Genomic DNA, 26,567 nt, shown 5'->3' on the forward strand with positions numbered 1-26,567 from the left:
GACACCTTCGGCGAGCCCGATCTTCCAGGGCAGTTTTCGAAAGTGAATTCACAAATCCTTGCTCGGTCCACTCCGGGCCGGTGAAGACGCCGGCCCATTCAGCGTATGGAGCGCATAAGTGATTTTGCAACCTTGCGACCCGGGCGCGTTTTCGAGCGTGATGGTCGCCTGCTGTTTGCCCATGACCGTCAGTCGCCATTCCGCCCGCCATTCCTCACCCTGGAGGTGTTCGCTGTTGCACGTGCCATATTTCTCCGTGAGCAGCTTCTTCATCGTCTTGAATTCCTCTTTGTGTTTCGGCGAAGCCGACTTCAGAAACACCACCGCCTTGCACAATTTGTTGTCGTAAAACTCCAGGGCAAAAGAATGCTCCGCCGTCGCCGGATATCCGGCAAACGTGCCCCCATTCCACCAGCGCTTTGCTGGGCTGCTCGCCCCGGAATCGTAGGTCGCTTGGGAGCGCGCTTCCAGTGCGGCTCGCGCCTGGTCGGGTGAGGCTCCCCAAGGAATTTCCATGAATCCATTCAGTTGCCGGTCCTGCCCATGCGACACAGCGATCAAGGTGGACAGCGAGAGCAGAGAGACGAGCAGGGATTTCATGAAATGGATGGTTCGGTCAAGGGGAGGGTACGGCGCTGAAGGCCGACGTCTTCGACACGGAACGGAGGCGGCGCAGTCTGCCCTGTGGCCATCACTTGTACCACTAGTAAGTTTAGCATTTCAATGCACGGATTGACCGCAGAAGCTTGCTGAAACGAAGTCGTGGAGAGCAGACTCGATGATGGGTGAACCTCAGTGCCTCGAATCCAGGGAGTTTGATGCTGCCCAATTGGTGGTTTCACATCCACCCATTTGGAAGCACGTTCTAAAGCAACAGATTCATGATTACATGCAGGTGAATGGGGCGGCACCCACTGGTGTCTTGCGCTATTCGCGATGGAAGGTCGCCGACTTGCCTCCAGTGCTGCACACGCACTCGGTGAAGGTAGAGGTTGACGCAGATGTCTACAGTTATCCTCCATCACCGGGCGCCACGTGGCATGTCAATTTCGCGGACCCAAACCTTTTCGTCGCTTATGGTTCAGGCCTTCTCGCTCAGGACGAACTCCAGGTTCTGGAGCATCCGGTGCTGGGCTCCGTTCGCGAGGCGCTTTTGGCCGCGGGATACAGCGCGCGCACCCGCGAGAATGACCGATCCACGCCAGTTCTCATCGCCAATGTGCAGAGGCAATGCGCGTTGGACACGTTCCCCGATCCTGATCAAGGCCGCCCGCGCGGTCTCTATGGGAATCAATTCCAGCGGGCTGAGTGGGCAGCCGTACAGTCTGCTCTCACCGTCCTTTCCCCAGCCATCATGACCAATCTCATCTGTATCGCTGCGCCCACGGGGAGCGGTGCCTACACCGAAGCGCAAATCCATGACGTTTTGGAAACCGCCTTCACTGGAATGCGCGCCGCCGTCCTGGAGTCCTCGCATATTTCGCCCGGCGCCAAGGTAACCATCCACACCGGATTTTGGGGATGCGGAGCCTTCGGCGGCAACCGTCCTCTCATGGCTCTGCTCCAACTCCTCGCCGCTCGCCTGGCCAGGGTCGACAAGCTGGTTTTCTATACCGGCGCACAATCGGAAGTCATCCCGTTCGAAAATGGTCAGGCAATCCTGCGCCGCATTTTGGAGAAGACCGGTGCCGAACCGTCTCTGCTCAATATTTTAAACGTCATCGTCGATCAACGCTTCGTTTGGGGGACGAGCGACGGAAACTGATCCAATCTCCGAGCGCCTCTGCCCTTGCGGCAAAAATACCGGTTCTGCCTGATGTAAGACGCGTTCTGTTGCGTTTAAAAACGCAACTTCCGCATAACGTGCGTGCTGCTCCCGGGTTTATTGTTACAATCGCGTGACAATCAGATGAATTTTACTCCCTTCGAATACTCCGCCGTGGATGTTGGCGGTCGCAGATGAAAGGCAGGTGCTTCTACTTTCTGGCCCGCGTTTTGGCTGGGGGCGGTACTGTTTGGTACCAAGGTGCCTCGCGTCTGGGTGCCGTCGTATTTCGATCGTTGGGAATTGAGCCGCTACTTTTTCCGAGCTCACCATGGTTACGGCGGCGGATCTGGTCTACGCGCTCGTCTTCGGGTTGGTCGGGCAGGCGCTGCTCTCCGCGGTCGGGAGAAAGCCCGGCCTGCAGCGGGCGCTCTGGCGCACTTGGGTAGGCTTCGGCGCGCTCAACGTCTTTTTCGGAATCCTGAGCGTGCGGCTTTACGATATCCTGCACATGCCGTTGACCTTCACGCTTCTCTCGCTCGGGGCGAATCTGGGCAACATGCGCTCGTCGGTGGGGGAATATCTCACCCTCGGGTTTGTGCTGACGTTGATCCTCCTGCCGCTCGGCTACGTGGCGATGGTGATGTTCAGCGAGCGGTTCCTCCGCTTTCAACGTCGGTGGCCGGTGCGGACGGGCCAGGCGTTCGGACTCGCGGGGATCGCCGCTTATGGTGTGGTGGCGCACGATCTCGTGGAGAGCGATTGGGGCCGGCTTACCGATATGTCCAGGCTGTGGAGCAATCCGCACTATGTTCTCATCAGTTCGACGGTGCGGGCGATGCTCGGGCATTCGTCGCCGTCCTTTGGCGCGAAAATCCCGCCCCATGACCTGGCCGACTTCGCGCCTGCCGATCACGAGATGGCGGCTACGCCCGGGATTCGACGCGGTCCTCGGAATGTCATCGTCGTCGTGGGCGAATCCGTTGGCGCGAAATACCTTAGCCTCTACGGCAGCCAACTGAATACCTGGCCGCACATGGAGGCGGAAGCGGCGCACTGTCTCAAGTTCCGCAATTTCTACGCGCACATCGCGAATACTTCCGACGCGCTCTTTGCGATGACGCTCTCCCATTATCCGCCGCTGACCTGGACGGAGGCGACCGATGACATTCCGCGGGCGCCGGGCACGACCGTCGCGCAAGTGCTGCATGAGTGCCATTACCGGACCGCCTTCATTTCCGCCGGCGACAACACCTTCGCGGACCAGGACAAATTCATCGGCGATCGCGGGTACGACACCGTCTGGGATTGCCACGACGCGAATGCGCCGATGGCCTTTTCCTGGGGCGTGCAGGACAAGGCGATGGTCGATATGATGCTGCGCTACATCGACCAGGATCACGACCGTGCGAAGCCTTTCTATATCTTCGCCTGGAATCAGGGGACGCATCATCCGTACTACTTGCCGCCAAATATTCCGAAGACGGATTTCCTCCATGGCGATCGCTCGTATGGCGACATTCCTGTGGACCTGAACAAGTATCTGAATTCACTCGCCGAATTCGACCGCCAGCTCGGCCGCCTCTTCGGCGCGCTTCGCGAGCGCGGCCTCGATCGCGATACCGCGGTCATCGTCACGGGCGATCATGGCCAGGCCTTCGGCGCGCCGCACAAGGGCTACTATCACAGCGGGAATGTCTATGAGGAGGACGTGCACGTGCCGATGGTGCTGTGGAGTCCGGCCCTCTTTTCGCAGGCCGCGGAGTCGGATGTTGTCGGTTCGCAGATCGACCTCTCACCGATGGTCCTGGATCTGCTGGGAATTCCCGCACCGGCGGGATGGCAGGGCCACAGCCCATTGGGTAATCCGCAGGGACGGCACGCCTATTTCTTCGGCATGCGGAACGACTACATCTACGGTGTTCGCGAGGGCGCGTTTAAATACATCTTCAATGCCTCGCAGGGGCGCGGGGAGCTTTTCGATGTCATCCACGATCCCGACGAGCACACCAATCTCTCCGCCTCCCGTCCGGAACTTGCCCAGGCCTTGCGCCAGCGCCTGGCGGCGTGGGTCGAGTACGATCAGCGCCATCCCATCAAAGAAGGACGCGAGGCCGCCGATTGATGCAAAATCTTCGGTAAACCGGGCGAGTCCGGTTACATACCGAAGCGATGCCCAACGCTTTTTCCCCCGACACGCCTCCGCCGGCTCTTTCGCCTGCCCAGCAGGAGCTTTTCGTCCGGGAGTTGAATGCGGCGCATGCTCTGCTCCTGCGCTATGCGATGTCGCTCGTGGGCAATCGCCATGATGGAGAGGACGTTTTGCAGCGAGCCAGTGTGATCATGTGGCGGCGGTTCGGAGAATTCGAACCGGGGACGGATTTCGTGGCGTGGGCGACGACGGTCGTGTTTTACGAGGCGCGCAATTTCCAGCGTGTGGCCGGGCATTGTCGCCTGAAGTTCGATGATGACTTAATGAAGACGCTCGCCGCCGAGCGCGCGCAACACGTGCGGCAGTGGCCGGCGCGCGTGACCGCCCTGCAGGCCTGCGTGGAGAAGCTGGAGCCCATGCAGCGCAATCTGGTCGAGGAGATTTACACGCGAGGCGTGGAGGCGGCGGAACTGGCCCGGCAGGAAGGGCGGGCCGTACAAACCATTTACAACAAACTCAACTTCATCCGCCGCGCGCTGGCCGAATGTGTCCAGCGCAGCCTGACGGAAACCCACTTATGAAAACGGAGTATCCCCGCGGATGGCACGCGCTCTTCAATGCCGCGCTCAATGGAGAACTCACCGAAGTGGACAGCGAACGGCTCGCCGCGCTTTTGCAATCGAGCAGCGAAGCCCGGCAACTTTGGTTTCTCTATCACGACAATGAAGCGGGCCTGGCCGAGCTGCCCTCGCCGGCAGAGTTGATCCCGCAGGGAACCGCGGAGGCCAAGGCGTCGAGCCGCTGGTTTCAATGGCGTCCGCTGGCCGCGGCGGCGGCGGGATTGGTCATCGGACTCTTCAGCGCGACGGTCCTCGCCAGTTACGCGATGTCTTCGCAGGAAAAGACGGTGACCTTGCTGCGAGGAGGATTTCGAATCCGGACCCGCGCCTTTGGTCACCGGCGTGCCCCTGCAAGCAGAGCGTCTAGAAGTGGCGACTATACCGCCGTCGTCGGTGAGCAAACGCCGCAGGGCGTGAAGCCGGCCAGCGGCCGGCGGATGTTGCATTTTCTGCGCGCCGACTATGAGGGCAAAGCGCAACCGGAAGGCAGCTACTTCAGCGATGTCTACCGGCTCATCGATCTCCGCCCTTATCGTGCGACCTATGGCGATGGCGGCGCGGTGGTGCAGCTTTCCGGTTCGTTCAACGCGTTTCATTTTCCTGAGAGCGAAAGATACGGCTGTTCCATGTCGCTCTATGCGCTGGACGCGGCGACGGCGACGAATGGTTCCACGCGCCACGGCGCCGAGTTACGGGAATCCCTCGCCATGGCGCGGAACAGTCGCGTGATGCTGGACCGGGATCCGAAGACCTGGCAGCGCTCGAATGTGGAGCTGCGCCTGCCGCCGAACACGGATTTCCTGCTTGTCCACATCTCGGTGGATCACGCGAACCGCGATCAGCGCCGCGTGACTTTCGATGGCCACTATCTCGACGATGTGCGGCTCACTTTGGGCCGCCGGCCGCTGCTGCGGTAAGCGCGTGGCGATCACCCCCCCGGAAAATAATGACCGTTCTGCCCCGTCTCGACTCCGCCGCTGCCATGAAGTTGTTTTTCCGCTGCCTGGGCGCATTGGCTCTCTCGTTGGCTTCCGTCCTCGCCACGCCGGCCAATGCGCCGCGCGTGGAAATGGATCAAAGACACAAGGTGCTTTTCAACGACTACTGCATCTCGTGTCATGGGCCGAAAAAGCAGAAAGGGAAATTCCGCGTCGACCAGCTCGACTTCGGCATTACCACGCTCGAGAACGCGGAAAGATGGCAGAAGATTCTCAACGAGCTGAACGCAGGCGAGATGCCACCGGAGGAAGCCGAGCAACCGCCCAATGCGATGAAGACGGATTTCCTGGAAGAGCTTTCGCAAAAGATGGTCGCGGCGCGGCGTTCGCTGGCGGATCGTCACGGTGAGATCACACTGCGCCGGCTGAATCGCCGGGAATACGGCAACACTTTGCGCGCGCTCCTTGGGGTCGATGTGGACGTGACCGAATTACCCGGTGACACCGGGACCGGTGGTTACGACACCGCGGGTTCGAACCTCTTCATGTCCGGCAACCAGTTTGAACAATATCTGGAGATCGGCCATGAAGCGCTGGACGAAGCGTTCGAATGGCAGGCCGCTGCGAGTGTGCAGCAGAAGATTCACGTCGAGGCCGAAGACACGCTGAAGGTCATTCAACAGAAATATGCGGAACGGCTCGATGCGCTGGAGCGGGCCACGCGTTGGGCGAAAGCGGTCGATGACGCCGCCGCCCGGCCGGAGAACGCGGCGATCGTCGCGGAGTTGCGCAAGGGAGCGAAGAACGAGGCTTTTTTCCGGCGGCAGTGGGCGAAGATTCCCGGAGCGCCGGCGCCGGAGGATTATGGTTTCAAGACGGTCGAAAACAACGCGGACAAGGCCAACGGCGCCTTGAGTTATGCGACCAAAGTGGGCTCCGGCTACATGCGTCCTTATCAGGAAGCATATCTGAAAATGCCGCACCTCGACACGGGAGCGTATCTCACCATCCAGGGCAACGAGGTCCTGACGAATGAGAATCTCACGCTCAGCGTGCCATACTCGTGGAAGCCGATTGCCGGTGATTACATCTTCCGCGTGCGCGTCGCCGCGACGGATCAGGCGCCACCCGAGCGGCGGTTTATCGAGTTCGGGATCCATCCGCGTGCCGGCCGGGTGACCAGTACCCATCAGGTCACTGGCACGATGGATCACCCGCAGATCATCGAAATTCCCGTGACGCTCACCCGCCGCAACGCTGACGATCGCGTCCTCTTCATCCGCGAAAAAGGCAGCAACGATGATTACCTGCAGGCCCGCGCCAAGTTTGGCGCCGGCCACGCAAAGAATGGGATCGGCCCGGATTTCGCCATTTGGGTGGATTGGATGGAACTGGAACGCATTCCCAATTCGCGCTCGGGCCAGGCGCCCGCGCTGGCGGTGCTCGGGATTCCCCAGGATGATCATGCGAAGCCATCGATTGCCGAGGTGCGGGCGGCGGTGGAGCGCTTCTGCGTGCAGGCTTTTCGCGGGGTGACACCGCCGCAGAGTTATCTCGATCGTCTCGCCGGCATTTACCAAATGCGCCTGAAGGCCGGTGACAAACACAGCGAGGCGCTCAAGCAAACACTGGCGGTGATCCTCGCGTCGCCCCAGTTTCTCTATCTGGCCGAACCGGTGCAGGATGATCATCGTCGCCCGCTGACCGGGCCGGAGCTGGCCACGCGCCTCTCCTATTTCCTGTGGGGCGCGCCGCCGGATGCCGCGCTGCAGGCCCTCGCGGAAAAAGGCGAACTGCTCCATCCGGATGTGCTGGCCGCACAGACCGATCGTTTGCTCAACGATCCGCGCAGCCGCGGCTTCACCCGCCCGTTCGTCCACCAGTGGCTCGGTCTCGATCGCCTGGATTTTTTTGAGTTCAATCGCGAACTGCATCCGCGTTTCGACAACAGCACCAAACTGGCCGCGCGCCAGGAGGTGTTTGAGACCTTCGAATATCTCATACGTAGCGGTTCCAGCTTTCGCGATCTTTTGAAATGCGACTATGTCGTCGTGAATCCGGTGCTGGCGGATTACTACGGTCTGCCGAAGGTGACCAGCGACGCTTTCCAGAAAGTTGCATTGCCGAAGGATTCGCCGCGCGGGGGCCTGCTCGGTATGGCTGCGGTCCTGGCCATGGGCGGGAATGGAGAACGCACCTCGCCCGTGGAGCGCGGCGCCTGGATCTTGCGCAAACTGGTGGACGATCCGCCGCCGCCGGCGCCCGCGAATGTGCCGCAAATCGCCCGGCTCGCCGGCAAAGTCCTCACGACCCGTGAACGGCTCAAGGCGCATCAGGAGGAGGCGCAGTGCGCGAGTTGTCATCGCAAGATCGATCCTTTCGGCCTTGGCATGGAAAACTTCGATGCCGTCGGTCAATGGCGCACGGAGGATACCTATCAGGTGAAAGACGAGCACGGGAAACCGGTGAAGGGCGCTTCCAAGACGTGGGTCATCGATGCCAGCGCCACGTTGCACAAAGGACCTTCGTTCCAGAATTATTTTGAATTGCGCGATATCATCGCCTCCCGGTCGGACAACTTCGCCCGCGGCTTCAGCAAGGCGCTGATCGAATACGCGCTCGGACGTTCCATCGGCTTCCGCGATGAGGCGCTGGCCGATGACATGATTGCGCGCGCGAAGAAGAACGATCTCTCCATCCGCGAATTCATTCACGCGCTGGTCGCCAGTAACGAGTTCCACAGCAAGTAACTTCCGCCCTGCTCAAGAATCCCCAACCCTATGTTACCCACCTCCCGTCGTCGCTTCCTCCAATCCACGACCGCCTTCATCGCGTTGCCGGTGCTCGAGTCGCTGGGCTTTCGCCGTTTCGCCTCGGCGGCAGCGCCGGTCGCGCCGCCCAAGCGCATGCTCTTTCTGAGCTTTGGTTGGGGTGTGACCCAGGAGACCTGGTATCCCGACCAAAAGCCGGGGGCGGACTATGTCATGCCGAAGGGTCTTTTGCCTCTTGAGCGTCACCGGAAGGATATCTCCATCGTGCAAGGGCTTTGGAACCGGTATAGCAACGAAGGCCACTGGGGCAGCACCTTCTGGCTCACGGGCGCCAATCGCTACGAGGAGCCCGGGCTGAACTTTCATAATAGCATCAGCGCGGACCAGGTCGCGGCGGCGCAGCTTGGTTTGTCCACCCGCTTTGCCTCGCTGCAGTTCAACGGCGCGGAAGGCGACATGAACCTTTCCGGACACGGCCCCGGCCTATCGCTGGCCTGGGACGTCAATGGCAAACCCGTTGCCGGACTCAATGGCCCACTCGCGGCTTACCACCGGCTTTTCGCCAAGGACACCACGCCCATCGCGCAGCAGCAAACCATGTTGGCGGAGAAGCGCAGCGTGCTCGACACCGTGATGGATGGTGCCCGGACGCTTCAGCGCGGACTCAATCGCACCGATCACGCCAAGCTGGACGAGTATTTCCAAAGCATTCGCGACATCGAGACGCGTCTCTCCAAGGAAGAACAATGGATGAATGTGCCGCGGCCGCCGGCGCCGTTTGCTGAACCGCGTGAATTCGACAAGGGCCGCGAGGAGATCAAGCTGATGTACGACATCATGCTGGCGGCCATGCACACCGATAGCACGCGGGTGATGACTTATCGCCAGCCGGTGGCCAGCCTTCTCACGAGCCTCGAGATCAAAGTCTTCCCCCATGACATGAGCCACTACAGCACCACGCTCGGCGAAAAGCTCGATGCCTCGCAGCGGCGCGACTTCGCGCAAAGTGAGCTGCTGGCGGGTTTCATCGATAAGTTGAAAAATCTAAAGGAAGTCGACGGCAGCCGCTTGTTCGACAATGTCTCGCTGGCCTACGGCAGTAACATTCGCACCGCGCACGAGCTCAACAATTGCCCCACGATTCTGACCGGTGGCGCCGCCGGGTTGAAGCTGGGCAGGAACATCGTTGCGCCCAAAGATACGCCGCTCTGCAATGCCTGGCTTGCGCTGCTGCACGGCGTGGGGATCAAAGCCGAACGGCACGGCGATAGCAGCGGTGTATTGAAAGAGATTATCGCTTGATTGCTGCGCAAGGTATTCTCCCGCAGTGATATGCGATCGGCGCGATGGGGATTGACCGTGAAAAGGTCAGTCCGTAGCCTCCGCCGGAGAGGTTCCCGATGTCCTATTCCGCCGAAATCAGCCGCGTCAATCCGTCCTGCTTTTTGTTTCTCATCGACCAATCCGGATCGATGGAAGATCCGTTTGGAGGGGGGGAATCCACTCGAAAAAAAGCGGACGCGGTGGCGGATGCGATCAATAAGCTTTTGCAAAATCTGGTTATCAAGTGCGCGAAATCCGAGGGCGTCCGCGACTATTACCAGACGGGCGTGATCGGTTACGGTGAACGCGTGGGCCCGGCCTTTTCGGGGGCGCTCGCAGGGCGGGACATGGTGCCGATCAGCGATATCGCCAGCACGCCGGCACGCATCGAGGAACGGGCGAAGAAGGTCGATGACGGCGCGGGCGGTCTTGCGGAGCAAAAGGTGAAGTTTCCCATTTGGTTCGATGCCGTGGCGAAGAATGGCACGCCGATGTGCCAGGCCTTAACGCAGGCCAAGGGCATTCTTTCCGCGTGGATCGCCCAGCACCCGAGTTCGTTTCCGCCCATTGTCATTAACATCACCGATGGCGAATCCACCGATGGCGACCCGACGGGCGTCGCGCGCGAACTGACGAACCTGGCTACGAACGACGGCAATGTGCTGCTTTTCAATCTGCACTGCTCCTCGCGCGGCAATGCGGCCGTGGAATATCCCAGCACGGAGCGGGAGTTGCCCGACGAATTCTCCCAATTGCTCTACAGCATTTCCAGCGAACTGCCCTCCTACATGAGGAACATCGCCGCGCAGGAAGGCAAAAACGTCTCCGAAGGGGCGCGCGGCTTTGTCTTCAATGCGGATCTGGTTTCCGTGATTCAGTTTTTGGATATTGGCACGCGTCCGAACAATCTTCGCTAAGCGCCCCGGCCGGAATGCATATCCATGCCCAGCCATTTTGGGTGCAGAAATTCGGTAACTCGCGCGAAGAATATGAGGACGCCCACTGGCCACGGCGGCGGATCGACCGGAAGGCCTCGCACTTCCGTTTTGCGGTCGCGGATGGAGCGACGGAGACTTCCTTTTCGGCCCTATGGGCGCGCCTGTTAATCTGGGCATATCAGCGGGCTGATCTCCCTGCGGAGGATGTTAGCCACGCCCTTTCCGGCTATCAGAAGATGTGGAGCGATCATGTTGGCAAAAAGCCGCTGCCGTGGTTTGCGGAGGAAAAAGTGCGGCAGGGGGCTTTTTCTTCGATCCTGGGGTTGAGTCTCTCGGAGACCTCGGAGTCGACTGCGCGGGGCGATTGGCAGAGCATCGCGGTGGGAGACAGTTGCCTCTGCCAGGTCCGTAATGACTCACTGGTGGCCAGCTTTCCTCTCGAGAGTGCGGCGGAGTTCAACTCGCGACCGACCTTGCTTTCCAGCAATCCGCAGGTCCGCGTGGAGGAATCGCAGATTCAGGAACGAAAAGGCGAATGGGAGTCCGGCGATTCGTTTTTCCTGATGACGGACGCTCTCGCTTGCTGGTTCCTGGAAGCGTCGGTGAGAGACGAAAGGCCGTGGGAAATTCTGTGCGGCTTCGATGGACAGGGTGAACCAGATGCTTTTTCCGAATGGGTGCAGCAACTTCGTCAGGGTGGAGCAATGAAGAACGACGACGTGACGCTGGTAAGGATCACCGTCGAGTGAAAGGAGACGGGTGTGTCTTGGCCCACGGCTCAAGAATATAACGAGGCGATTCAGAATCCGGCGTTCAACTTCGCGGACCCGGAGCTGAAGCGGGGCATCGCCGAGACCACGGCCCTGGGGTTGCCGAGGCCGATCTGTGGTGGCTTCGCCAGCGTGTATCGCATGCAGGGCGGAACGAAGGACTGGGCGGTCCGCTGTTTCTTGCGGGAGTTCGCCGATCAGCAGGATCGCTACAGCGCCATCGGGAAGCATCTGGCCAGCGCGGGATTGTCGCAAACGGTGGCGTTTGAATTTCAGGAAAAGGGGATTCGGGTCGGCAACCGATGGTTTCCCATTCTGAAAATGGAATGGTTGAAGGGGCGTCTGTTGCATCAATACATCGAGGCGAATTTGAAGTCGCCGGGGGCGATCCTCGCGCTGGCGAAACAATGGAGCGAGATGATCGATGCCCTGGCCAAGGCTCAGGTGGCGCATGGCGATCTGCAACACGGCAACGTCCTCGTGGTGGATGGGAAGCTTCGCCTGATCGACTACGACGGCATGTATGTGCCGGCACTTGCTGGAAAACTCAGCAATGAAGTCGGGCATCGCAATTACCAGCACCCCGCACGGACGCTGGCGGATTTCGGCGGCTATATCGATCACTTCTCCGCCTGGACGATCTATGTTTCGCTGGTGATCCTGGCGACCGATCCGGAGATGATGCAAAAGGTGGGTGGCGGAGAGGAGTTCCTGATTTTTCAACGGGCGGATTTTGAGAACCCGCACACGTCGAAAGTGTTTGCCTTGCTGGAGACCCATCTCGATCACCGCATTCGGCAGATCGGCGGACTTTTCCGCTCGCTGGCTTATCTGAGCGTGCCGCAGGTCCCCAGCCTCGATGGGCAGAGTTTCGCGTATGATGATACGCCACGAGCGACGACGGCGGTGACGAAGCAGGATTGGTGGGCAGGTTCGGGCAGCCAGCCCGGCAGTGTGACCGGCAGTGGAAAGCCGGCTGGGGTCCGGAACGAACCGGCCAGGGACATTTCCTGGCTCTTCGATCATGTCGCGAAACCGCCGCCGAAAAAGAGGCGCGTGTTTTCCATTCCGATGCGCACGCGCATGGCCAGTATTCTGCTGGCCGTTTTGCTGGTGGCGGCGATCGTCCTTTGCCCGACATGGCCGGAACTCGCGAAACATACGGGATGGCCTTTCCTGCTTTATTTCACGGGCAGCGACGCGCTCCTGCTGTGGGGAATCTATGCGCTGCGGCCCGAAACGAAGGAGGCGTCGAAGCTCTGGCGCCGACATCGGAAACAGGTGCGTGAGATCGTGAAAACCGAGAGGGAATTCGCGCACGAACAAGAGCGCATTTTGGCTGCGGTAAACCCGCTGCGAACGAAGCAGGAAAAGGCGGAAGCGCGGATTGCCAGCCTGAAGGCGGCAGAGCAGAAGCAAAAGGACGAGCGCCATGGCGTTCTGCGCATGCGGCTCTCGGAGATCGACCAGAGACGCCTGGCGCTGAACCAGTCGGAGGCCCGGGAATTGCAGAAGGTACAGGACGAGAAAGGGATGAAGCTGCTCGCTCTCAAACGGCAGATCGGGGCGCTCACGCAGGAGCGGACGGAGGAATTCGAAAACGCGCTGCGCAACACGCAGAGCGCTTTCGTCACTCACGAGTTACGGCAGTTCTCGATTGGGGACGCGGGCATCGCCGGCATTGGCTTCAGCCTGAAGCGACGGTTGGCCAGCGAGGGCATCCGGACGGCGGCCGACATTACCGATGTCCAGGTTCAGGCGGTCAGCGGGATTGGCGCTTCCAAGGCGGCCGCCCTCATTCTTTGGAAAGCGTCGCTAGTGCAAAAGTTGCGCAGCCGCATTCCCTCGACGATTTCTCCCGCACAGGAAGCGGCGATCAAAGGCAAATACGATATGAAGATACTGGTGCTGCAAGGGGAATGCACGACCGCGGAAAATGAAATTGCCGGGGCGAGTAACATCGTGCGCCAACGCCTTGCGGCGACACGGACTTCCTTGCAGGAAGAGGAGACGCGAGAGAGGGAGCGGGCGCGTTTTGACATCGAGCAAATCGAGCGGGGCAACGCGTCCGAGTTGAAAGCGGCGGTGGCGGACCTCCAGGGAATCTTCCGGCAGATCGGTGAAAAGGACGCGAAACGAAAGGCCGAGCAACAGGAACGGCAGAAAAAGCTCTTCACCGCGAGGTGGCAGGCGACGGAGATCGAGCGGGAGTTGGTGGAATTTCAAGCGATCACGCTTTGGGGATTCCTGCGCAGCGCGGTGATTTCACGATGACTTAGGAAAGGGCCGTGTGGTTAGCGTGAAAGAGTGGACCGGAGCGTCAGGACCAAGGGGATCGTCAGCGCCGCGGTGCCTCCCGCGGTGAGGATGCCGAGGGTTTGGTTGAAATGGTCGGCGACGGCGCCGTAGATGATGGGCGCCAGCGCGCCGGAGCCGATGACTCCGGTGTAGAACACCGCGAAGGCGCGGGCGGTATCGCCCCCGGGGGCAAGCTCCGGCACGGTGCCATAGAGCACTGAGGAAGTGCCGTTTAAAACGATGCCAAGCAAGGGTAGCAGGATGAGCATCGCGGTGAGCGGGGTGAAGAGGGTGAGGACGATGAGGAGGGCGGTGGCCGCCTCGGTGACAATGACGCTGCCAACGACGCCGAGGTGCTGCCCGAGCCAGCCGCAGACGGCTTTGCCCAAGGCGCCTCCGATAAAGAGTAGCGCCAGGCCGAGACCGACGGTGGCGGAGCTTCCGCCGCGACCCTGGATGAGGAAAGGCAGGAACAGGAGGTAGCCCATGCGCGTGGCGGTATCGAGCACGCTAATGGACATGAGCAGGCCGAAACCACGGCGGTCGCTGCCCTGGGCTGTGGACTTTGTTTCCGCGACAGCGATGAAGGGTTGTCTGGGGACCAGCGCCAGCAGAGCGAATCCGGCGGCGAAGCCGACTAATGCCATCAGGCCGACAGCGGGTCGCCAGGCCATGACGGGCAAGAGCAGCGCGACCGTCGCCGGAAGAGTGGCTTTGCCGAGGTCACCGGCGAAATTGTAGATCCCGAGCGGCCCCCGCGCGGTGCGGCCATAAGCGTTCGCCACCAGGAGCGAAGCGCGCGGATGCTGGACACTCGATCCCAAGCCGGCCAGCACGAGTCCCGAACACAGTCCCACAAAGCCAAAAGGCAGCGCGACGACGAGGAATCCGAGCGCGGCGACGAAGGTCGCCACCGCCAGGGTGGTACGCAGGCTGAGGCGCTTGATGAAGCGATCGCAAGGGACCTGCAGTCCACCCATGGTTCCGAAGTAGAGCGCCCGGACGATGGCCAGGCCGGTGTAGGAGAGGCCGAATTGCACCTGCCACACCGGTAGCAGCGGGTAGAGCAGATCTGTATAACCATCGTGCAGGATGTGCGCGAGGCAGGCGCCCAGCAGGCTCCGACGCGGACTCGCGGAGCCGGGCGACACGGATTCGGCGATGAGGTCGGTAGGATGGGCGCTGGACATCGATTTTCGCCATCAAGCCGAGGCGGTTTCTTCCTCGATGAACCCTTCATCGGCGGGGCGCGGTTTGGCGGAGATGCCGGCCCACCAGCAGAGCGCGCTCAGGATCACGCTGGCCGCGACACCGAGAGCGAGTTTCAATGCGCTATCGAAGAGCAGCGGGCAGACCACGCCGGAGCCGAGGGCGAAGAGCGCCATGAAGATGAAACCTTGCAGCGAAGCAGCCAGGCCGCGATGGCGCGGGAAAAGTTCCAGCGCGCGAACGGTCATGCCGGGTGTGGCCAGCGACATCCCGAAGCAATAGAACAACGGCGCCACGATCGCCCAGGGAATCGCCGGAGTGACGAGCGCGGCGTAGGCGATATTCGCGGCCGCGGCAATGGTCATGATAACAAAGCCGGCGGTGATCATGGTCGCGGGGCGAAAGCTGTGGCTCCATCGTCCAGCCACCCAGGAGCCGGCGGACATTCCCCCGATGAGCGGGATGAAGAGCCAGCCGTAATCCGTTTCGTGGAGGTGCAGGATGTGGATGACGAAGGCGGGCGCGGAGCTGACGTAGACCATCACGCCGCCGAAGGCGAAGCCGATGCTCAATGCTTGCAGCATGAAGGGCCGGCACGAGCAGACATGGAGATAGTTCAGCATCACGGGCCGGAAACGGAATGGATGCCGGCTTTCGATGGGCAGGCTTTCCTTCAATTCGCCGGCGCAGAGGGCCATGAGCAGTCCGCTGAAGAGTGCGATGAACCAGAAGATGGAACGCCATCCGAAGGATGAGAGCAGCCAGCCGCCCGAGAATAGGCGCGATCGCCGGCGCGAGGCCGAAGACGACGGAGATGTAGGACATGACGCGTTGCGCTTCCGCGCCCACGAAAAGGTCGCCCACGATGGCGCGTCCGATAACGCTACCTGCGCCGGCGGTCGCGCCTTGGAGAAAGCGAAAGAGGATGAGCATGCCGAGGCTGGTCGAGAGTCCCGCGCCAATCGTGCTCAATACGTAAAGCAGCATGGCGGTGAGCAGCACGGGACGGCGCCCGAAGGAGTCGGACAACGTGCCGTAGAAGAGCGTCATGATGGCGAACGCAGCGAGATAGACGGTGAGGGTCTGTTGCGCGGCGGCCGCGGTCACCGAGAAGATGCGCGTGATGGCGAGCAACGCCGGCAGATAGGCATCGATGGAAAGCGCGCCCAGCATGGAGAGGGCGGCGAGCATGAAAATAAGCAGGCGATTGTTCACGGAAAGCTGGGCAAGCTAGGCGGTGGGCGCGGTCGCGTCGATGCTCTGGAGCAGAGTGGCTGCGGCATCCTGCCGCTGGGCGTTTAATATGATCAGCGGCAGGATGTTGCTGCCACTATTCTGCTATCAGACCGCGACCGTTCTACTGCGCCACGACGGGCGGCGAGGGCGGGGCACTTTCCGCGGCCGCGATTTGGAATCCCGCCGCACCGATCCGCTCAAAAATCTGAGTTCGGGTGACTTTCTCGGGTTCATAGCGGATGGCGAGTTTGCCTTCGAAGAAACTCAGCGATTCCATCCCGGAGATATCGGCCAATGCAGTTTCGAGCCTTTGTTGCGCGACCGCGGAATTCAGTCCCTGAATCGTCAACTCCAAATCGAGCAAGACCTGCAACTCCGGCGGGATCGGACTGGAGGACGGATCGAGCATGGGCGAACCCGGTTGCTAGTTTCGCGTGCCTTTCGGAGAATGGTTGTCGTTTTTGGCCAGCTCGTCGGCGTGCAGCGCGTCGCCATAGTATTGGCCGCCGAGATAGACGCTGGGCCGTCGGGCGGCTTCGCGAGAGGATGCGCATCCCGTGCAAAGACAAACGGCGAATACGCCAAGGACCAAAAGGAAGAGTCGCATGGCAGACTATCCGGCGACTGGAGGATGGCCGCAACTGAGTTTGTTGGGGAATCGGAGCGGGAGGTGGAACGATCTCGAAAATGGCACACGCACCTTCACGCCGGCTCACGTTTCAAAGGTATGAAACTGCGCAAGCGCCACAGAATCGTCCTTCTTTTCTGGGTTCCATTTTGGTCGCTCGCGGTGGCCACGACGGCGCTGGCTGGTTGGGCTTTTCGAGTCATCCACTTTTGATGCGCGCACCACGTGAGTGGGAAGCGATGTGAAACCTGTTCTGGGGGGAACAACGCCCCACCCTTGCATTCGCTTGGGTGGGGTCTTTCCTTTTTACGGCGGGCGTAATTTTTCCGGTGCACCGCATGTGGTGCGCAACTCCGATACCGGGTTCAGGGAACGTCCTGATTAACGAAAGCGCTGGTGTGAGGTAGTAACCAATAACCAGCCGACAAGCGAGGTGTCCTGGGAGTGCTCTCCGCGAGTCCCCGAGGCCCCGCTTGTCGGCAGTGTCTTTTTTGCGGATGCCCGTTACGGTTAACGAGGCTGATTGGACGAAGGAGCCGGGCCCGCAGGATTGGGGATGATCGGCGCCTCGTGCAATTTCCCGTGCAGGTCCATCACCTGATCTGGGCGCAGCGTCACGTGACGACCGCTGCTCAGGATCACCGTACCGTCCGCTTTGACCACTACGCCATTCGGCAGTTTGACCTCGTGGACCACTTTATCCGTCGTCCCGTTGCGGGTAATGAAGACATCCGTCCCGGAAATGGTGATTCCATCCCGTGCTGAGACGCCACTTTCGCGGGGTTTTGCGGCAGGTGCGGTTTCCTTGAGGACGGGAGCCGTGGGCGCTTGCGCGACGGAATCATCGAGCGAGCCCTCGAAATCGAGCCACTGGTTGGGCAGTAGAGTGATCTCGCGGCCGTCGCGCAGGGTCACGGTGGCGTTCGGTTCCACCCGCAGGCCATTGGGAAAGAGGACCTCTCGGTCCACCCGAGTTACGACCCCGTCCCGCACCATGAATACGTGGGTGTCGCGCACGTAGAAACCGTCGCGTTGCGTTCCGGTGCGGATGGCGCGTTGAGGCGGATCAGGAATATTCTGGTTGAGCGGAACCTGGGCATTCGCCGCCGCGAGGAGCGAGGCGCACAGGGCGAAAGTGAGAGTGAAGGTTTTCATACTGACAGAATCGCCGCTTCTGGAAGCGCTGGGTGCGGGTGAATAGGGATAGGATCACTTGAGATGTGCTTCCTGATGCACAAAGCAGGCGAGTGCCTGAGTTGGGAGGCAAACAGCCCGTGAGAAACGCGCAGGAATTTGTCACGATGGGCGAAAGCCTGAGGCCGGGCGGAAACGGCCTGCTGCGGGTTTGGAGTCGGGGAAGAGCGGTTACGTCGCGCTCCTGCCTTAACAGCAAAATTATAGCCGTTTAGGGCGAGATCTGTCGGGGGGAGCGATGCGCCTCGCTATTCCAATTCGATAGAAAGTTGATCGTCTGTCACTGCGACGCGATAGCTCCGCACATTTTCCGTGGCGGGCGGGGTCAGCACCTCGCCGGTGCGCAGGTCTAGGCCGGTGGCAGGGGAAAGTGTTCAGTAGTCAGTAATCAGTAATCAGTTCTTCTTCTCTCGGTCTTTTCGCGCCGCCCCGGAAGACTGTATTACTAATAACTGATTACTGATTACCACCGATCATTATCTTCAATCCGCGGCGGCGGCGGCCTCGATATTAATGCCGGATTCGGCAATTTCGGTCAACAGGATGTCCGTGTCCTTTTCCTCCTCCAGCGTTTCCTCGAGCAGGCGGACGACCTCATCGTGGCCGAGCAGTTCGGCGAGCGAGCGCGCGGTGCCGTAGCCGGCAATTTCGTAGTGCTCGATGCGTTGCGCGGCCGCGATGAGACCGGCATCCCGCACGGAGGGGCCTGCTTGCTCGTGCATGAAATCCTGGCTTTCTTCAATGAGCCCGCTCATGGCCTTGCACTTGTGACCGGGGAGTTTGACGCCGAGAAGCGAGGCCGCGCGCTGAAGGCGTTCGATGTGATCTCTGGTCTGGTCTAGATGCTCTTCGAACCCGGTCCGAAGACTCTCGTGATAAGCGGCCCGGGCCATGAGCGGCAGCGCCTTGAGGAGCTGTGTTTCCGCGCTGTAGAGATCCTTCAGTTCCTGATGAAGTAGATCTTCGAGAGATTTGAATTTCATAGCAAAAGAGGATCGGGGCGATTCGAATCCATGGCTGTGTAAGACTGACGGCACGGTGCCTCTGGGCAAAGGAAATGGAAAACCGCCGGAGGGTGAGAGGCGGCGCAAAAATCCTGATCCGTCTTTCATGGATGGGCCTGACCCAATCCTGCCAATGAGCGTTGCGATTCGGTGGATATGAATACGCGACTCTTCTATTCCGCTCTGTTGGCAGCGGCTCTTTCCGCGGGAATTGCCCAGGGCGACGACCAAAAAACATCAGACCAGAAATCTCTCGGTGAGAAAACTTCGGATACGCTGAAGAAGACCGGGAAGACCATTATGGACGACACCAAAAAGGTGGGCACGACACTCAAGGATGCGGTGACGCCCAACAGCGACGCGCGCAAGGTGGATGTGACGCTGACCGAACGGCACATCGAAATGCCGCGAGAACTTCCGGCGGGCAAGACGGGCTTTGTCGTCAAGAACGACGGCAAGGAAAGCCAGGGTTTCCGGATCGAAGGCAATGGCCTCGACAAAGAGTTCATGATCGCCGTGTCGCCGAATGAATCCAAGACGCTCGACGTGGATCTGAAACCGGGGACGTACAAAGTCTTCATTCCGATGCCCGGAAAGAATTCCGAACCGAAGGGCCATGAGGTGAGCCTGCGGGTGAAATAAATGTGACGTGCGACTGAGACCCGGTCGGGGCTGGCGGGAACGCGGGCGCCGACCGGGAAAAAGCAGCCAAAATTCAGTAACCTCCCGATTCAGTTTATATGAAGACGTTCATCCTCACCTCAATCATCGTGGGAGGGCTATGCGTAGCGTCGATCGCCGCGACGCCGGAAGAGATCAATGCGGCCAATGCCACCCGCACCCACATGGGGGCGACCGCCCGTGATGGATTCACGTTGCGAGGAGCCGAAGTCGTCATGACCCAGCATGGGGTGACGACCAAAGTGAATCGCGAATACGTGTTGCAGGATGGAACTCGTGTCCTGGCCAATGGCAACATCATTTCGCGCGACGGTAGCACGACCGCGTTGCGCCCGAACCAGATTCTTCTTTTCGATGGAGAGATCCAGGATGCCGTCTTAACCCCGGATGGCGTCGCGCCGCTGGCGGCCGTCGCCGAAGGCCCGAGGACGCAAACCGACTTTCATGCTTCTTCTCGGGATGGCATTACGGTGGCGAATGGCGTGGCTCTCATTACTCGCGATGGTGTGACCGAACGAATCAAGGACGATGTGCGGCTGCCTAATGGCGCCATCGCAAAATCGGATGGCACCGTGACGTTTAGCAACGGCAACACCATCTCGCTCCGGGCCGATCAATTCGTCGATTTGAACGGCGTCCTGCACGACATGCGCGCGCGCCCCGCAGCTCGACTGCGGAGTACGGCGCCACGGTAGTTTCCGTTCTCGCTCAGAGAGCGAAGCGCGTGCCTGTGCAGGCTCAATGCAACACTGATATGGCTGCTTCGAAAAAGAAAAAGGCGGCGGTACGTACGGCTACGGCGGGAGAGGTGGTGGTCGAAAAACACCCGGTGTTGCACCCGCAGGAATCCCTCCAGGAAGCAGGGGAGAAAATGCGCGAACTCGAGGCGGAGTCATTGCCGGTCTCAGAAGGGCGCCGCCTGGTCGGAATGGTGGATCAGCCGCATCCGGATCGTGTCGCTGCGGGCTACGGGCACGATCCTAAGGCAGCGAGGGTGATCGAATACATGATCAGCAATGTATTCTACTGTTTCGAGGACGAAGATTGTGCGGTGGCTCTGCGAAAAATGGAGGAAGGACAATTGGACCGCCTCCCGGTCGTGGATCGGGAGATGCGGATCGTCGGGGTGGTCACTCGAGCGGATCTCGTGGGGGAGGGGAAGGGAAGTAATCAGTGATCAGTAATCAGTGATCAGTCAGAACGCTCCGCACTGACTACTGATTACTGATTACTGATTACTGATTACTCATCGCCGATTTCTGCTAAAAGTCGCGTCATGAAACTTTGGGTCGGTACTTCCGGTTTTCAATATCCTGAATGGAAGGGGAAATTTACCCTGTGCAGATCCCGGCGAGTCGCATGCTGGCCTTTTACGCGGATCACTTTTCCACCACCGAGATCAACTATTCCTTCCGGCGGATTCCGGCGGCGAAGACGATCCAGGACTGGTCGAGCAAGACGCCCGCGGAATTTCGTTTCAGCTTCAAGGCGCCGCAGCGGGTGACGCACTTTGCCAAACTGCGCGGGTGTGCGGAGATCCTGGAGGTATTTGCGAAAGCGATCGCGGAGGCGGGCGCCAAGATGGGGCCGGTGCTGTTTCAGCTACCCCCGACGTTCGTGAAGGATGTCGAGTTGCTGCGCGCGTTCCTCGGTGATGTGCCGAACGATCTCCGGATGGCTTTCGAATTTCGCCATCCGTCCTGGTTCGACGATGCCGTATTCGAGGCGTTGCGCGGGGCGAATGCCGCGCTCTGCATCGCGGAGAATGAAGAACTCGCCACCCCGGCGATTGCCACCGCGGACTTCGGCTATCTGCGTCTCCGGCGCGAAGACTATACCGCGGCGCAACTCCGCAAATGGGCCGCCTTCGTGGATCAACAAAAGACGCGCTGGTCGAAGACGTTCGTCTATTTCAAACACGAAGAGTGCGCCGTGGGCCCGAAGTTCGCCCACGAATTCCGGGCCGCTTTCTCACACGGCGAGTGACGCGGCCGCAGGCCGATCAAGGCTCGAAGTCCGGATCGGCTGCCGCCATGCGGCGCTCGCGTTCCGCTTCGTCCGTGCCTTCGTAGACCAGCTTGGACGAGATCGTGTCATCCTCGTCGTCGGGAAGCACCTTGGGCGCCGCCGTGCCATGAGACTCGGGAGCGTCATCCCATTCGGTCAGCTCCTCCGTTTTGGCGCTCAGCTCCGGCGCGGTCGTATCGGTCGGCGTTTCATCCGTGGCGTCGGCGAGTTCCTCGGCGGATTCCTGCTTGTCTTCCTCGTTGATGGATAGCTTTTTCCGTCTCATACCTCTGATTCGCACCCCGCCTTGCGGATGGTCGCGATCCTTCCGTGTTCGCGCTGCGCCTAGCCTTCTTCCAGCGTCACCCAATCCAGCGCAAAGCGCACCATCTCGTCGGAATCCTTCACCCCGAGCTTCTCCTTGATGTGTGCCCGGTGGGTCTCGATCGTCTTTACGCTCAAGTTCAGCGCCGCGGCGATCTCGCGCGTCCCATGCCCCTTGCCAAGGTGATGCAGCACCTCCAACTCACGATCGGAAAGCTTGTCGACCGGTGAGCCGAGCACGCTGCCATTCTGCGACTGGATCGCCTGGAAGACGAGCCGCTCCCCGAAGCGCGGGCTCACATAGATTTCGCCGTTGAGCACCTTGCGCAAGGCCGCGAAGACTTCGGACACCGCCTCCGCTTTCATGAGGTAACCCTTCGCGCCGGCCCGTAGCGCTCGCAGCGCATACAGCGATTCGTCGTGCACCGAAAGCATCAGGATCGGCAGCTTCGGCCGCTCGGCGAGCATCGCCTTGATGAGCTCGATCCCATTCGTCCCCGGCATCGAGATATCCAGCAGCGCCACATCCGGATCGAACCGCCGCATCGCCTCCAACGCCTGCGGAGCGCTCTCCGCCTCGCCGCACACCGTCAGGTCCGGTTCCTCCGCGAGGATCGCCGCGAGCCCCTTGCGCACCACGGCGTGGTCATCTACGAGCAACACTCGTTTACGGCCGTTCGCGGTGGGTGGAGGGACATCGGGTTTCATCAGCGTCGCGGTCATATCGGAGGTTCTTCTGCGCGCAGGCTGGTAAGTTGGATGCGGTTTGTGCCTGCAAAAGCGAATCGGAAATGGTTCCGGCACTGAGCGTATTACGGCGCGAAATTGCGGAGAAATACGAGGGCGTCGGCGAACGTCCGCACGCTATCGATGCATCCGTTTTCCCCAATGTGCGAGGGTCCGCAGCGCATGCTCCCGCGGCCCGGGATGCACCCGCACGTCGGGCAAATGGAAGGCATGAAAAGCCGTCGCCGCCACGAACAGTGCGGGCAGCAGTAGACTCAAGCCGAAGGTCTTCGGCGCGAGCAGCATGACGAACAAGAGAAATGCCGGTCCGCCCACGCAGAGCAGCAATATGCCGCTCACCAGGTGCCCCTTGTAGAGATGCCCGAGTCCGGGCACGAAGCTCAGCATCGCGGCCAGCCAATTCTCGCCCCGTAACTCCTCGATCGTCGAATCCCGCACCCAATCGCAGTGCGTGCATTCCGTGGCGTGATCAGGCAATTCGGTCTGGCAGTAGGGGCAGCGCATGACTCGCGAAATTCCAATGAGGTATTCGCAACCCGAGCGTCGAATGCGTGCTCCGCGATGTCATGTTCCTGCGCCCCGTCCTTCGCTGCCGCCGTGCCTTCCTCCAAAAAAAAGAACGCCGGAGCCCGTTCGGCGGGGCTCCGGCGTCTGGTATTGGGCCTACTCGGCCTCCCCTTAGAAGATCAGGCGGAAACCGGCGCGCGCGGTGAAGTTGTTCAGATCGCCGAGGTCATCGCGGCTGCCGAAGAAATTCCAGCGGCCATCGGCGAAGATCGCCACCTTGTGCGGCACGATGCGATATTCGACGCCCACGCCGGCGTGGCCGGCCGCCCATTGGCGTCCGTCCACCTGGAAGCTGCCGCCGCCGAAGATGTAGGGTGCGAGGCACATGCGGTCGATCGGGAAACGCAGGATGAGGCTGCCGCCGACTTCGTGCAGCGCCGTCGACGAGCTACCGCCGTCGTGGCGAGCGAAAGCCGCGTTCTCCTTCATGTCTTCCCACGAACCTTCCACGCCGATACCGACGTTGCGCAGGAAGAAGTAGTTCACTTCGACGCCGCCGCCCCAGCCGTGGTCGCGCATGGGACCGGCATGGCTTGGGCCTTCGCCCACGGTGTATTGGCCGAAGACGCCGAGCTCGAGTTCGTGATCGTTAAAGCACGTCTCCTCGGGCACCGGCTGCTTCATTTCCTTCGTTTCCTTGCCGGAGGAAACCATCGGCTGCCCGGCATAGCTGGTGAGCGCGAGCAGGCCGACAGCGGCCGGAAGGAGAATATGGAGTTTTCTCATGATGATTGGATGTCTTGTTAGTTTCTTGGTTTAGGGAGCCAGCGCGGCGTTAGGGACGACGCGCTCGCTGTGAAAGCGATAAGACCGAAACGTCTTTTGGTTGCCTAGCGGGTGAGACCCTGAGTGAAGTGTAAGGGTGGTTAATAGTCGAATGGGTGAGTAATAAGTGAAGCCACGCATCGGCCACACCGCGGCGATGGCCGAACCGTGGCGGACATCAGCCTCGAAATCGCCCCTCCAGAATGCGTCAGAGCCAGCGTTTTCCCGCCGCGCATTCCACATGAACGGCGGTTGATTTGTCAAGAGCGCCTCCCCTCGTTTCCGCGCCCCCACCCGGGCGCTGTCGTCCACGGTGCTACGCTGTAATCGTGCGCATCCCTGAGCGATCTTTGCTGGCGCCCGTGTAGCCGATTGTTTAAACATAGTCCATGCCGCGTGAATTCTTCGTCTACTCCGATGCCGACGGCGCGTGCGTCCTCAAAATTGACGAAGAAAGGCAGACCCGCCAATTTCCGGACCTTCTCGACGCCATCACTCACGCGCGCTCGCTCAAGGGGCAGGAAATGGTCCAGCTCTCCGTCTACGATGCCGCCGGCCAGCTCGTCTTCACGCAAACCTTGTAGACCGGGAAGAGCCAAGTGCCGAGAGCCAAGAGCCAAGTGGCGACATCATCTGCGTAGGGCAGTGAACACTTGGCACTCGTAACTAGGCTCTTGGCTTTCGCGCACGCGATCCAAGGCCTTCACGCGAAACATCATAGCCATGAATATTCCACGAACCTTCCGCGTCACGGCCGGCGCCCTCTTCAGCGCCGCCGCGCTCGCCTTCCTCTCCGGTTGTGCCACCGAGGCCAACCAGCCCCTCCACACCGCCCGGGTCGATCTCCACCGCTATGGTGGCAAGTGGTACGAAGTCGCCCGCATCCAGAACCATTTCCAACACCGCGGCGAGCACGCCATGGTCGTCTTCGTGCCGACCACGGCCACCCAGGCTACCGTCCGCGTCAGCGCCATCGAGCCGTCGGGCAAAACGCGCACCTTCCGGGGCACCGCCGAGGTTGTCCCCGGGAGCGATGGCGGCCGGCTCCGCGTGAAATTCCATGGCCTCGCCGAACTGGCCCCGGCCAGCGACCAGGGCAACTACTGGATCATCGGCCTCGACGACCGTTACCTGACGACCATGGTCGCCACGCCCGATCGGCAATACCTCTGGATCCTCTCCCGCGACCCGCACCTCCCCCTCGGCGCGACCAAAGCCTACCTCACCCTCGCCGCCAAGGAAGGCTTCCAGATGAAACACCTCGTCTGGGATTACAGCGAGGCCCCAGCACAATAGGCCGGCTTCTCCTCCTACTTCCCAATCTTCCAAAGATGTGACTCCGTGCGCAGATAGAGCGCCCCATCCGCCACCGCCGGCGAGGCCAGGGTATGCTCGGCGAGATCATTCGTCGCCAGCAGTTCATACGTCTTGCTCGCCTTCACCACATAACCGACGCCGCTTTCATTCACGAAATAGATCCGGCCATCCGCCACCACGGGCGACGACGAGAAATTCCCCCCGAGCCGCTCGTTCCAATAGACCTCGCCCGTCACCGCATTGGCGCACGTCGCGATTCCTGCGTCCGAGACGAAATACACCTCATCGCCCACCACCACCGCGGACGGCGTGTGCGGCGCCCCCTTGGGCTGCGTCCAGGCCACATTCGTCGCCGTGGCATCGCCCTTGGCCCCTTCGGGTTTGATCGCATAGAACGTCGCCTTGTCGAACCCCGAGCTGAGATAGAGCAAGCCATGGGCAAAGACCGGCCGCGGCACCACCGAATACCCCTCGCCATAACCCACCCGCCACATCTCGTGGCCGTCCTTGGGATCATACGCCCCCACGAACCCCGGCCCGGGGCTGATCACTTCCTGCGTCCCGCCCACCTCGATGACCAGCGGCGTGGAAAACGAAAACTGCTTTTTCGCCGGTGAATTGCGCGGCGTCTTCCAGCGCAGCGCGCCGGTCTTGGCGTCGAGCGCGATCACGCACGGATCCTTCGAGCCATCGGCGCTGAAAATGAGTTCATCGCCCAGCAGCACCGGCGAACCGCCATTGCCATGCGTGGGCGGATAATTCAGCTCCGTCTGCCGCCACAACACCTGGCCGGCGAGATCGAGCGCCGCCGTGCCCATGTGGCCAAAGTGCACATAAACCCGGTCATTGGTCACGATGGGCGTCGGGCTGGCTGGGGAATTCTTGCGATGCATCGCCGCCACCTGGGCCGGGTCGGGCTTGATCACCTCGGTGTCCCACAGCGTATGCCCATTCCTGGCGTCGAAACAGAGCGCATGCAGCGTCACATCGCCGCTGGTCGCATCCGTCTCCGCGCTGGTCAGGTAAATCCGCCCCTGGTGCAACACTGGCGACGACCAACCCTTGCCCGGCACCTCCACCTGCCAGGCCACCCCTTCGGTCGCACTCCACTTTACCGGCACATCCGTCGCATGGGAAATCCCTTCCCCCGTCGGCCCCCGAAACTGCGGCCATTCCGTCTCCCCGGCGGAGACCAAAGCGGCCCCGGCCCCCAGGCAGCCGAGCGTCAAAAGGAGACGAGAAAGGGGGAAACGGGGAATGGGGGATAGGGGAGTCATGGGGCGGGATTAATGGGTTCCACTGCACAACTCAAT

27 protein-coding genes and 1 pseudogene are annotated in these 26,567 nt (G+C 60.8%); 15 read left to right on the forward strand and 13 right to left on the reverse strand.

Annotation, left to right across the window (positions count from 1 at the left end; all coding sequences use genetic code 11):
- Positions 1–48: 48 nt before the first annotated feature.
- Entirely contained in the window at positions 49–600 is a 552-nt protein-coding gene (locus CFE428DRAFT_RS02075; protein WP_006977768.1) for a hypothetical protein, read from the reverse strand.
- A 232-nt stretch (positions 601–832) separates the two neighbouring features.
- On the opposite strand from CFE428DRAFT_RS02075, the gene CFE428DRAFT_RS02080 reads away from it, so the two are divergent.
- From CFE428DRAFT_RS02080 to CFE428DRAFT_RS32810, 9 genes are all read left to right on the forward strand, one after another.
- Positions 833–1,765 carry a hypothetical protein gene (locus CFE428DRAFT_RS02080; RefSeq protein ID WP_157447405.1) on the forward strand — a complete coding sequence of 311 codons (933 nt, stop codon included), beginning with the start codon at positions 833–835 and terminating at the stop codon, positions 1,763–1,765.
- A 331-nt stretch (positions 1,766–2,096) separates the two neighbouring features.
- Positions 2,097–3,890 carry an LTA synthase family protein gene (locus CFE428DRAFT_RS02085; RefSeq protein WP_006977770.1) on the forward strand — a complete coding sequence of 598 codons (1,794 nt, stop codon included), beginning with the start codon at positions 2,097–2,099 and terminating at the stop codon, positions 3,888–3,890.
- 47 nt (positions 3,891–3,937) lie between these two features.
- Entirely contained in the window at positions 3,938–4,498 is a 561-nt protein-coding gene (locus tag CFE428DRAFT_RS02090; RefSeq protein WP_006977771.1) for a sigma-70 family RNA polymerase sigma factor, read from the forward strand.
- Positions 4,495–5,454, forward strand: a complete 960-nt coding sequence (locus CFE428DRAFT_RS02095; protein ID WP_006977772.1) for a hypothetical protein — start codon at positions 4,495–4,497, stop codon at positions 5,452–5,454. Before CFE428DRAFT_RS02090 ends, CFE428DRAFT_RS02095 begins: the two co-directional genes overlap by 4 nt.
- A gap of 29 nt (positions 5,455–5,483) precedes the next feature.
- Positions 5,484–8,225 carry a DUF1592 domain-containing protein gene (locus tag CFE428DRAFT_RS02100; protein ID WP_006977773.1) on the forward strand — a complete coding sequence of 914 codons (2,742 nt, stop codon included), beginning with the start codon at positions 5,484–5,486 and terminating at the stop codon, positions 8,223–8,225.
- 30 nt (positions 8,226–8,255) lie between these two features.
- Positions 8,256–9,548 carry a DUF1552 domain-containing protein gene (locus tag CFE428DRAFT_RS02105; RefSeq protein WP_006977774.1) on the forward strand — a complete coding sequence of 431 codons (1,293 nt, stop codon included), beginning with the start codon at positions 8,256–8,258 and terminating at the stop codon, positions 9,546–9,548.
- Between the two features lie 98 nt (positions 9,549–9,646).
- Positions 9,647–10,486 carry a vWA domain-containing protein gene (locus CFE428DRAFT_RS02110; protein ID WP_006977775.1) on the forward strand — a complete coding sequence of 280 codons (840 nt, stop codon included), beginning with the start codon at positions 9,647–9,649 and terminating at the stop codon, positions 10,484–10,486.
- 14 nt (positions 10,487–10,500) lie between these two features.
- Complete coding sequence (locus CFE428DRAFT_RS02115; protein WP_006977776.1) at positions 10,501–11,256, forward strand: protein phosphatase 2C domain-containing protein; 756 nt, start codon at positions 10,501–10,503, stop codon at positions 11,254–11,256.
- A gap of 12 nt (positions 11,257–11,268) precedes the next feature.
- Positions 11,269–13,551 carry a hypothetical protein gene (locus CFE428DRAFT_RS32810; protein ID WP_006977777.1) on the forward strand — a complete coding sequence of 761 codons (2,283 nt, stop codon included), beginning with the start codon at positions 11,269–11,271 and terminating at the stop codon, positions 13,549–13,551.
- Positions 13,552–13,571: 20 nt separating this feature from the next.
- Here CFE428DRAFT_RS32810 and CFE428DRAFT_RS02125 read toward each other — a convergent pair whose 3' ends face one another.
- From CFE428DRAFT_RS02125 to CFE428DRAFT_RS02150, 7 genes and pseudogenes are all read right to left on the reverse strand, one after another.
- The gene (locus CFE428DRAFT_RS02125) at positions 13,572–14,765 is read right to left on the reverse strand and encodes an MFS transporter (protein ID WP_006977778.1); all 1,194 of its coding nucleotides are present in this window, start codon (positions 14,763–14,765) and stop codon (positions 13,572–13,574) included.
- Between the two features lie 12 nt (positions 14,766–14,777).
- Positions 14,778–15,482, reverse strand: coding sequence for an MFS transporter (locus CFE428DRAFT_RS39450; RefSeq protein WP_006977779.1), 705 nt, complete (start codon positions 15,480–15,482; stop codon positions 14,778–14,780).
- A gap of 118 nt (positions 15,483–15,600) precedes the next feature.
- Positions 15,601–15,975 (reverse strand): annotated as a pseudogene (locus CFE428DRAFT_RS40870) (MFS transporter); the annotation flags it as partial.
- Positions 15,976–16,141: 166 nt separating this feature from the next.
- Positions 16,142–16,429 (reverse strand): hypothetical protein, encoded by a 288-nt coding sequence (locus CFE428DRAFT_RS02135; protein ID WP_006977781.1) that lies wholly within the window; start codon positions 16,427–16,429, stop codon positions 16,142–16,144.
- Positions 16,430–16,444: 15 nt separating this feature from the next.
- Positions 16,445–16,627 (reverse strand): hypothetical protein, encoded by a 183-nt coding sequence (locus CFE428DRAFT_RS36880; RefSeq protein ID WP_131989163.1) that lies wholly within the window; start codon positions 16,625–16,627, stop codon positions 16,445–16,447.
- 531 nt (positions 16,628–17,158) lie between these two features.
- A complete protein-coding gene (locus tag CFE428DRAFT_RS02145; protein WP_006977782.1) occupies positions 17,159–17,803 on the reverse strand; it encodes a DUF6799 domain-containing protein in 645 nt (214 codons plus the stop codon).
- Positions 17,804–18,324: 521 nt separating this feature from the next.
- Positions 18,325–18,825, reverse strand: a complete 501-nt coding sequence (locus CFE428DRAFT_RS02150; RefSeq protein ID WP_006977783.1) for a YciE/YciF ferroxidase family protein — start codon at positions 18,823–18,825, stop codon at positions 18,325–18,327.
- A gap of 177 nt (positions 18,826–19,002) precedes the next feature.
- Between CFE428DRAFT_RS02150 and CFE428DRAFT_RS02155 the strand changes: the two genes are divergently transcribed.
- The 4 genes from CFE428DRAFT_RS02155 (at position 19,003) to CFE428DRAFT_RS02170 (ending at position 21,513) form a co-directional block, all read left to right on the forward strand.
- Positions 19,003–19,488 carry a cupredoxin domain-containing protein gene (locus CFE428DRAFT_RS02155; RefSeq protein ID WP_006977784.1) on the forward strand — a complete coding sequence of 162 codons (486 nt, stop codon included), beginning with the start codon at positions 19,003–19,005 and terminating at the stop codon, positions 19,486–19,488.
- A 98-nt stretch (positions 19,489–19,586) separates the two neighbouring features.
- Positions 19,587–20,222 (forward strand): DUF6799 domain-containing protein, encoded by a 636-nt coding sequence (locus CFE428DRAFT_RS02160; RefSeq protein WP_006977785.1) that lies wholly within the window; start codon positions 19,587–19,589, stop codon positions 20,220–20,222.
- A 59-nt stretch (positions 20,223–20,281) separates the two neighbouring features.
- Complete coding sequence (locus CFE428DRAFT_RS02165) at positions 20,282–20,704, forward strand: CBS domain-containing protein (RefSeq protein WP_006977786.1); 423 nt, start codon at positions 20,282–20,284, stop codon at positions 20,702–20,704.
- A gap of 161 nt (positions 20,705–20,865) precedes the next feature.
- The gene (locus CFE428DRAFT_RS02170) at positions 20,866–21,513 is read left to right on the forward strand and encodes a DUF72 domain-containing protein (RefSeq protein WP_157447406.1); all 648 of its coding nucleotides are present in this window, start codon (positions 20,866–20,868) and stop codon (positions 21,511–21,513) included.
- A gap of 16 nt (positions 21,514–21,529) precedes the next feature.
- Here CFE428DRAFT_RS02170 and CFE428DRAFT_RS02175 read toward each other — a convergent pair whose 3' ends face one another.
- The 4 genes from CFE428DRAFT_RS02175 to CFE428DRAFT_RS02190 form a co-directional block, all read right to left on the reverse strand.
- Positions 21,530–21,820 (reverse strand): hypothetical protein, encoded by a 291-nt coding sequence (locus tag CFE428DRAFT_RS02175; protein WP_006977788.1) that lies wholly within the window; start codon positions 21,818–21,820, stop codon positions 21,530–21,532.
- A gap of 59 nt (positions 21,821–21,879) precedes the next feature.
- Positions 21,880–22,581 (reverse strand): response regulator transcription factor, encoded by a 702-nt coding sequence (locus CFE428DRAFT_RS02180; protein WP_006977789.1) that lies wholly within the window; start codon positions 22,579–22,581, stop codon positions 21,880–21,882.
- Positions 22,582–22,722: 141 nt separating this feature from the next.
- Positions 22,723–23,109 carry a zinc ribbon domain-containing protein gene (locus CFE428DRAFT_RS02185; RefSeq protein ID WP_006977790.1) on the reverse strand — a complete coding sequence of 129 codons (387 nt, stop codon included), beginning with the start codon at positions 23,107–23,109 and terminating at the stop codon, positions 22,723–22,725.
- Between the two features lie 174 nt (positions 23,110–23,283).
- Complete coding sequence (locus CFE428DRAFT_RS02190; protein ID WP_006977791.1) at positions 23,284–23,898, reverse strand: porin family protein; 615 nt, start codon at positions 23,896–23,898, stop codon at positions 23,284–23,286.
- A 428-nt stretch (positions 23,899–24,326) separates the two neighbouring features.
- Here CFE428DRAFT_RS02190 and CFE428DRAFT_RS02195 point away from each other — a divergent pair, with 428 nt between their 5' ends.
- Together CFE428DRAFT_RS02195 and CFE428DRAFT_RS02200 are read left to right on the forward strand one after the other, a co-directional pair.
- Positions 24,327–24,521, forward strand: coding sequence for a hypothetical protein (locus CFE428DRAFT_RS02195; RefSeq protein WP_006977792.1), 195 nt, complete (start codon positions 24,327–24,329; stop codon positions 24,519–24,521).
- Between the two features lie 139 nt (positions 24,522–24,660).
- Positions 24,661–25,233, forward strand: coding sequence for a lipocalin family protein (locus CFE428DRAFT_RS02200; RefSeq protein WP_006977793.1), 573 nt, complete (start codon positions 24,661–24,663; stop codon positions 25,231–25,233).
- Positions 25,234–25,247: 14 nt separating this feature from the next.
- Here CFE428DRAFT_RS02200 and CFE428DRAFT_RS02205 read toward each other — a convergent pair whose 3' ends face one another.
- A complete protein-coding gene (locus CFE428DRAFT_RS02205) occupies positions 25,248–26,531 on the reverse strand; it encodes an outer membrane protein assembly factor BamB family protein (RefSeq protein WP_006977794.1) in 1,284 nt (427 codons plus the stop codon).
- Between the last annotated feature and the right edge of the window lie 36 nt (positions 26,532–26,567).

It is taken from the genome of Chthoniobacter flavus Ellin428, from assembly GCF_000173075.1.
GTDB lineage: Bacteria > Verrucomicrobiota > Verrucomicrobiia > Chthoniobacterales > Chthoniobacteraceae > Chthoniobacter > Chthoniobacter flavus.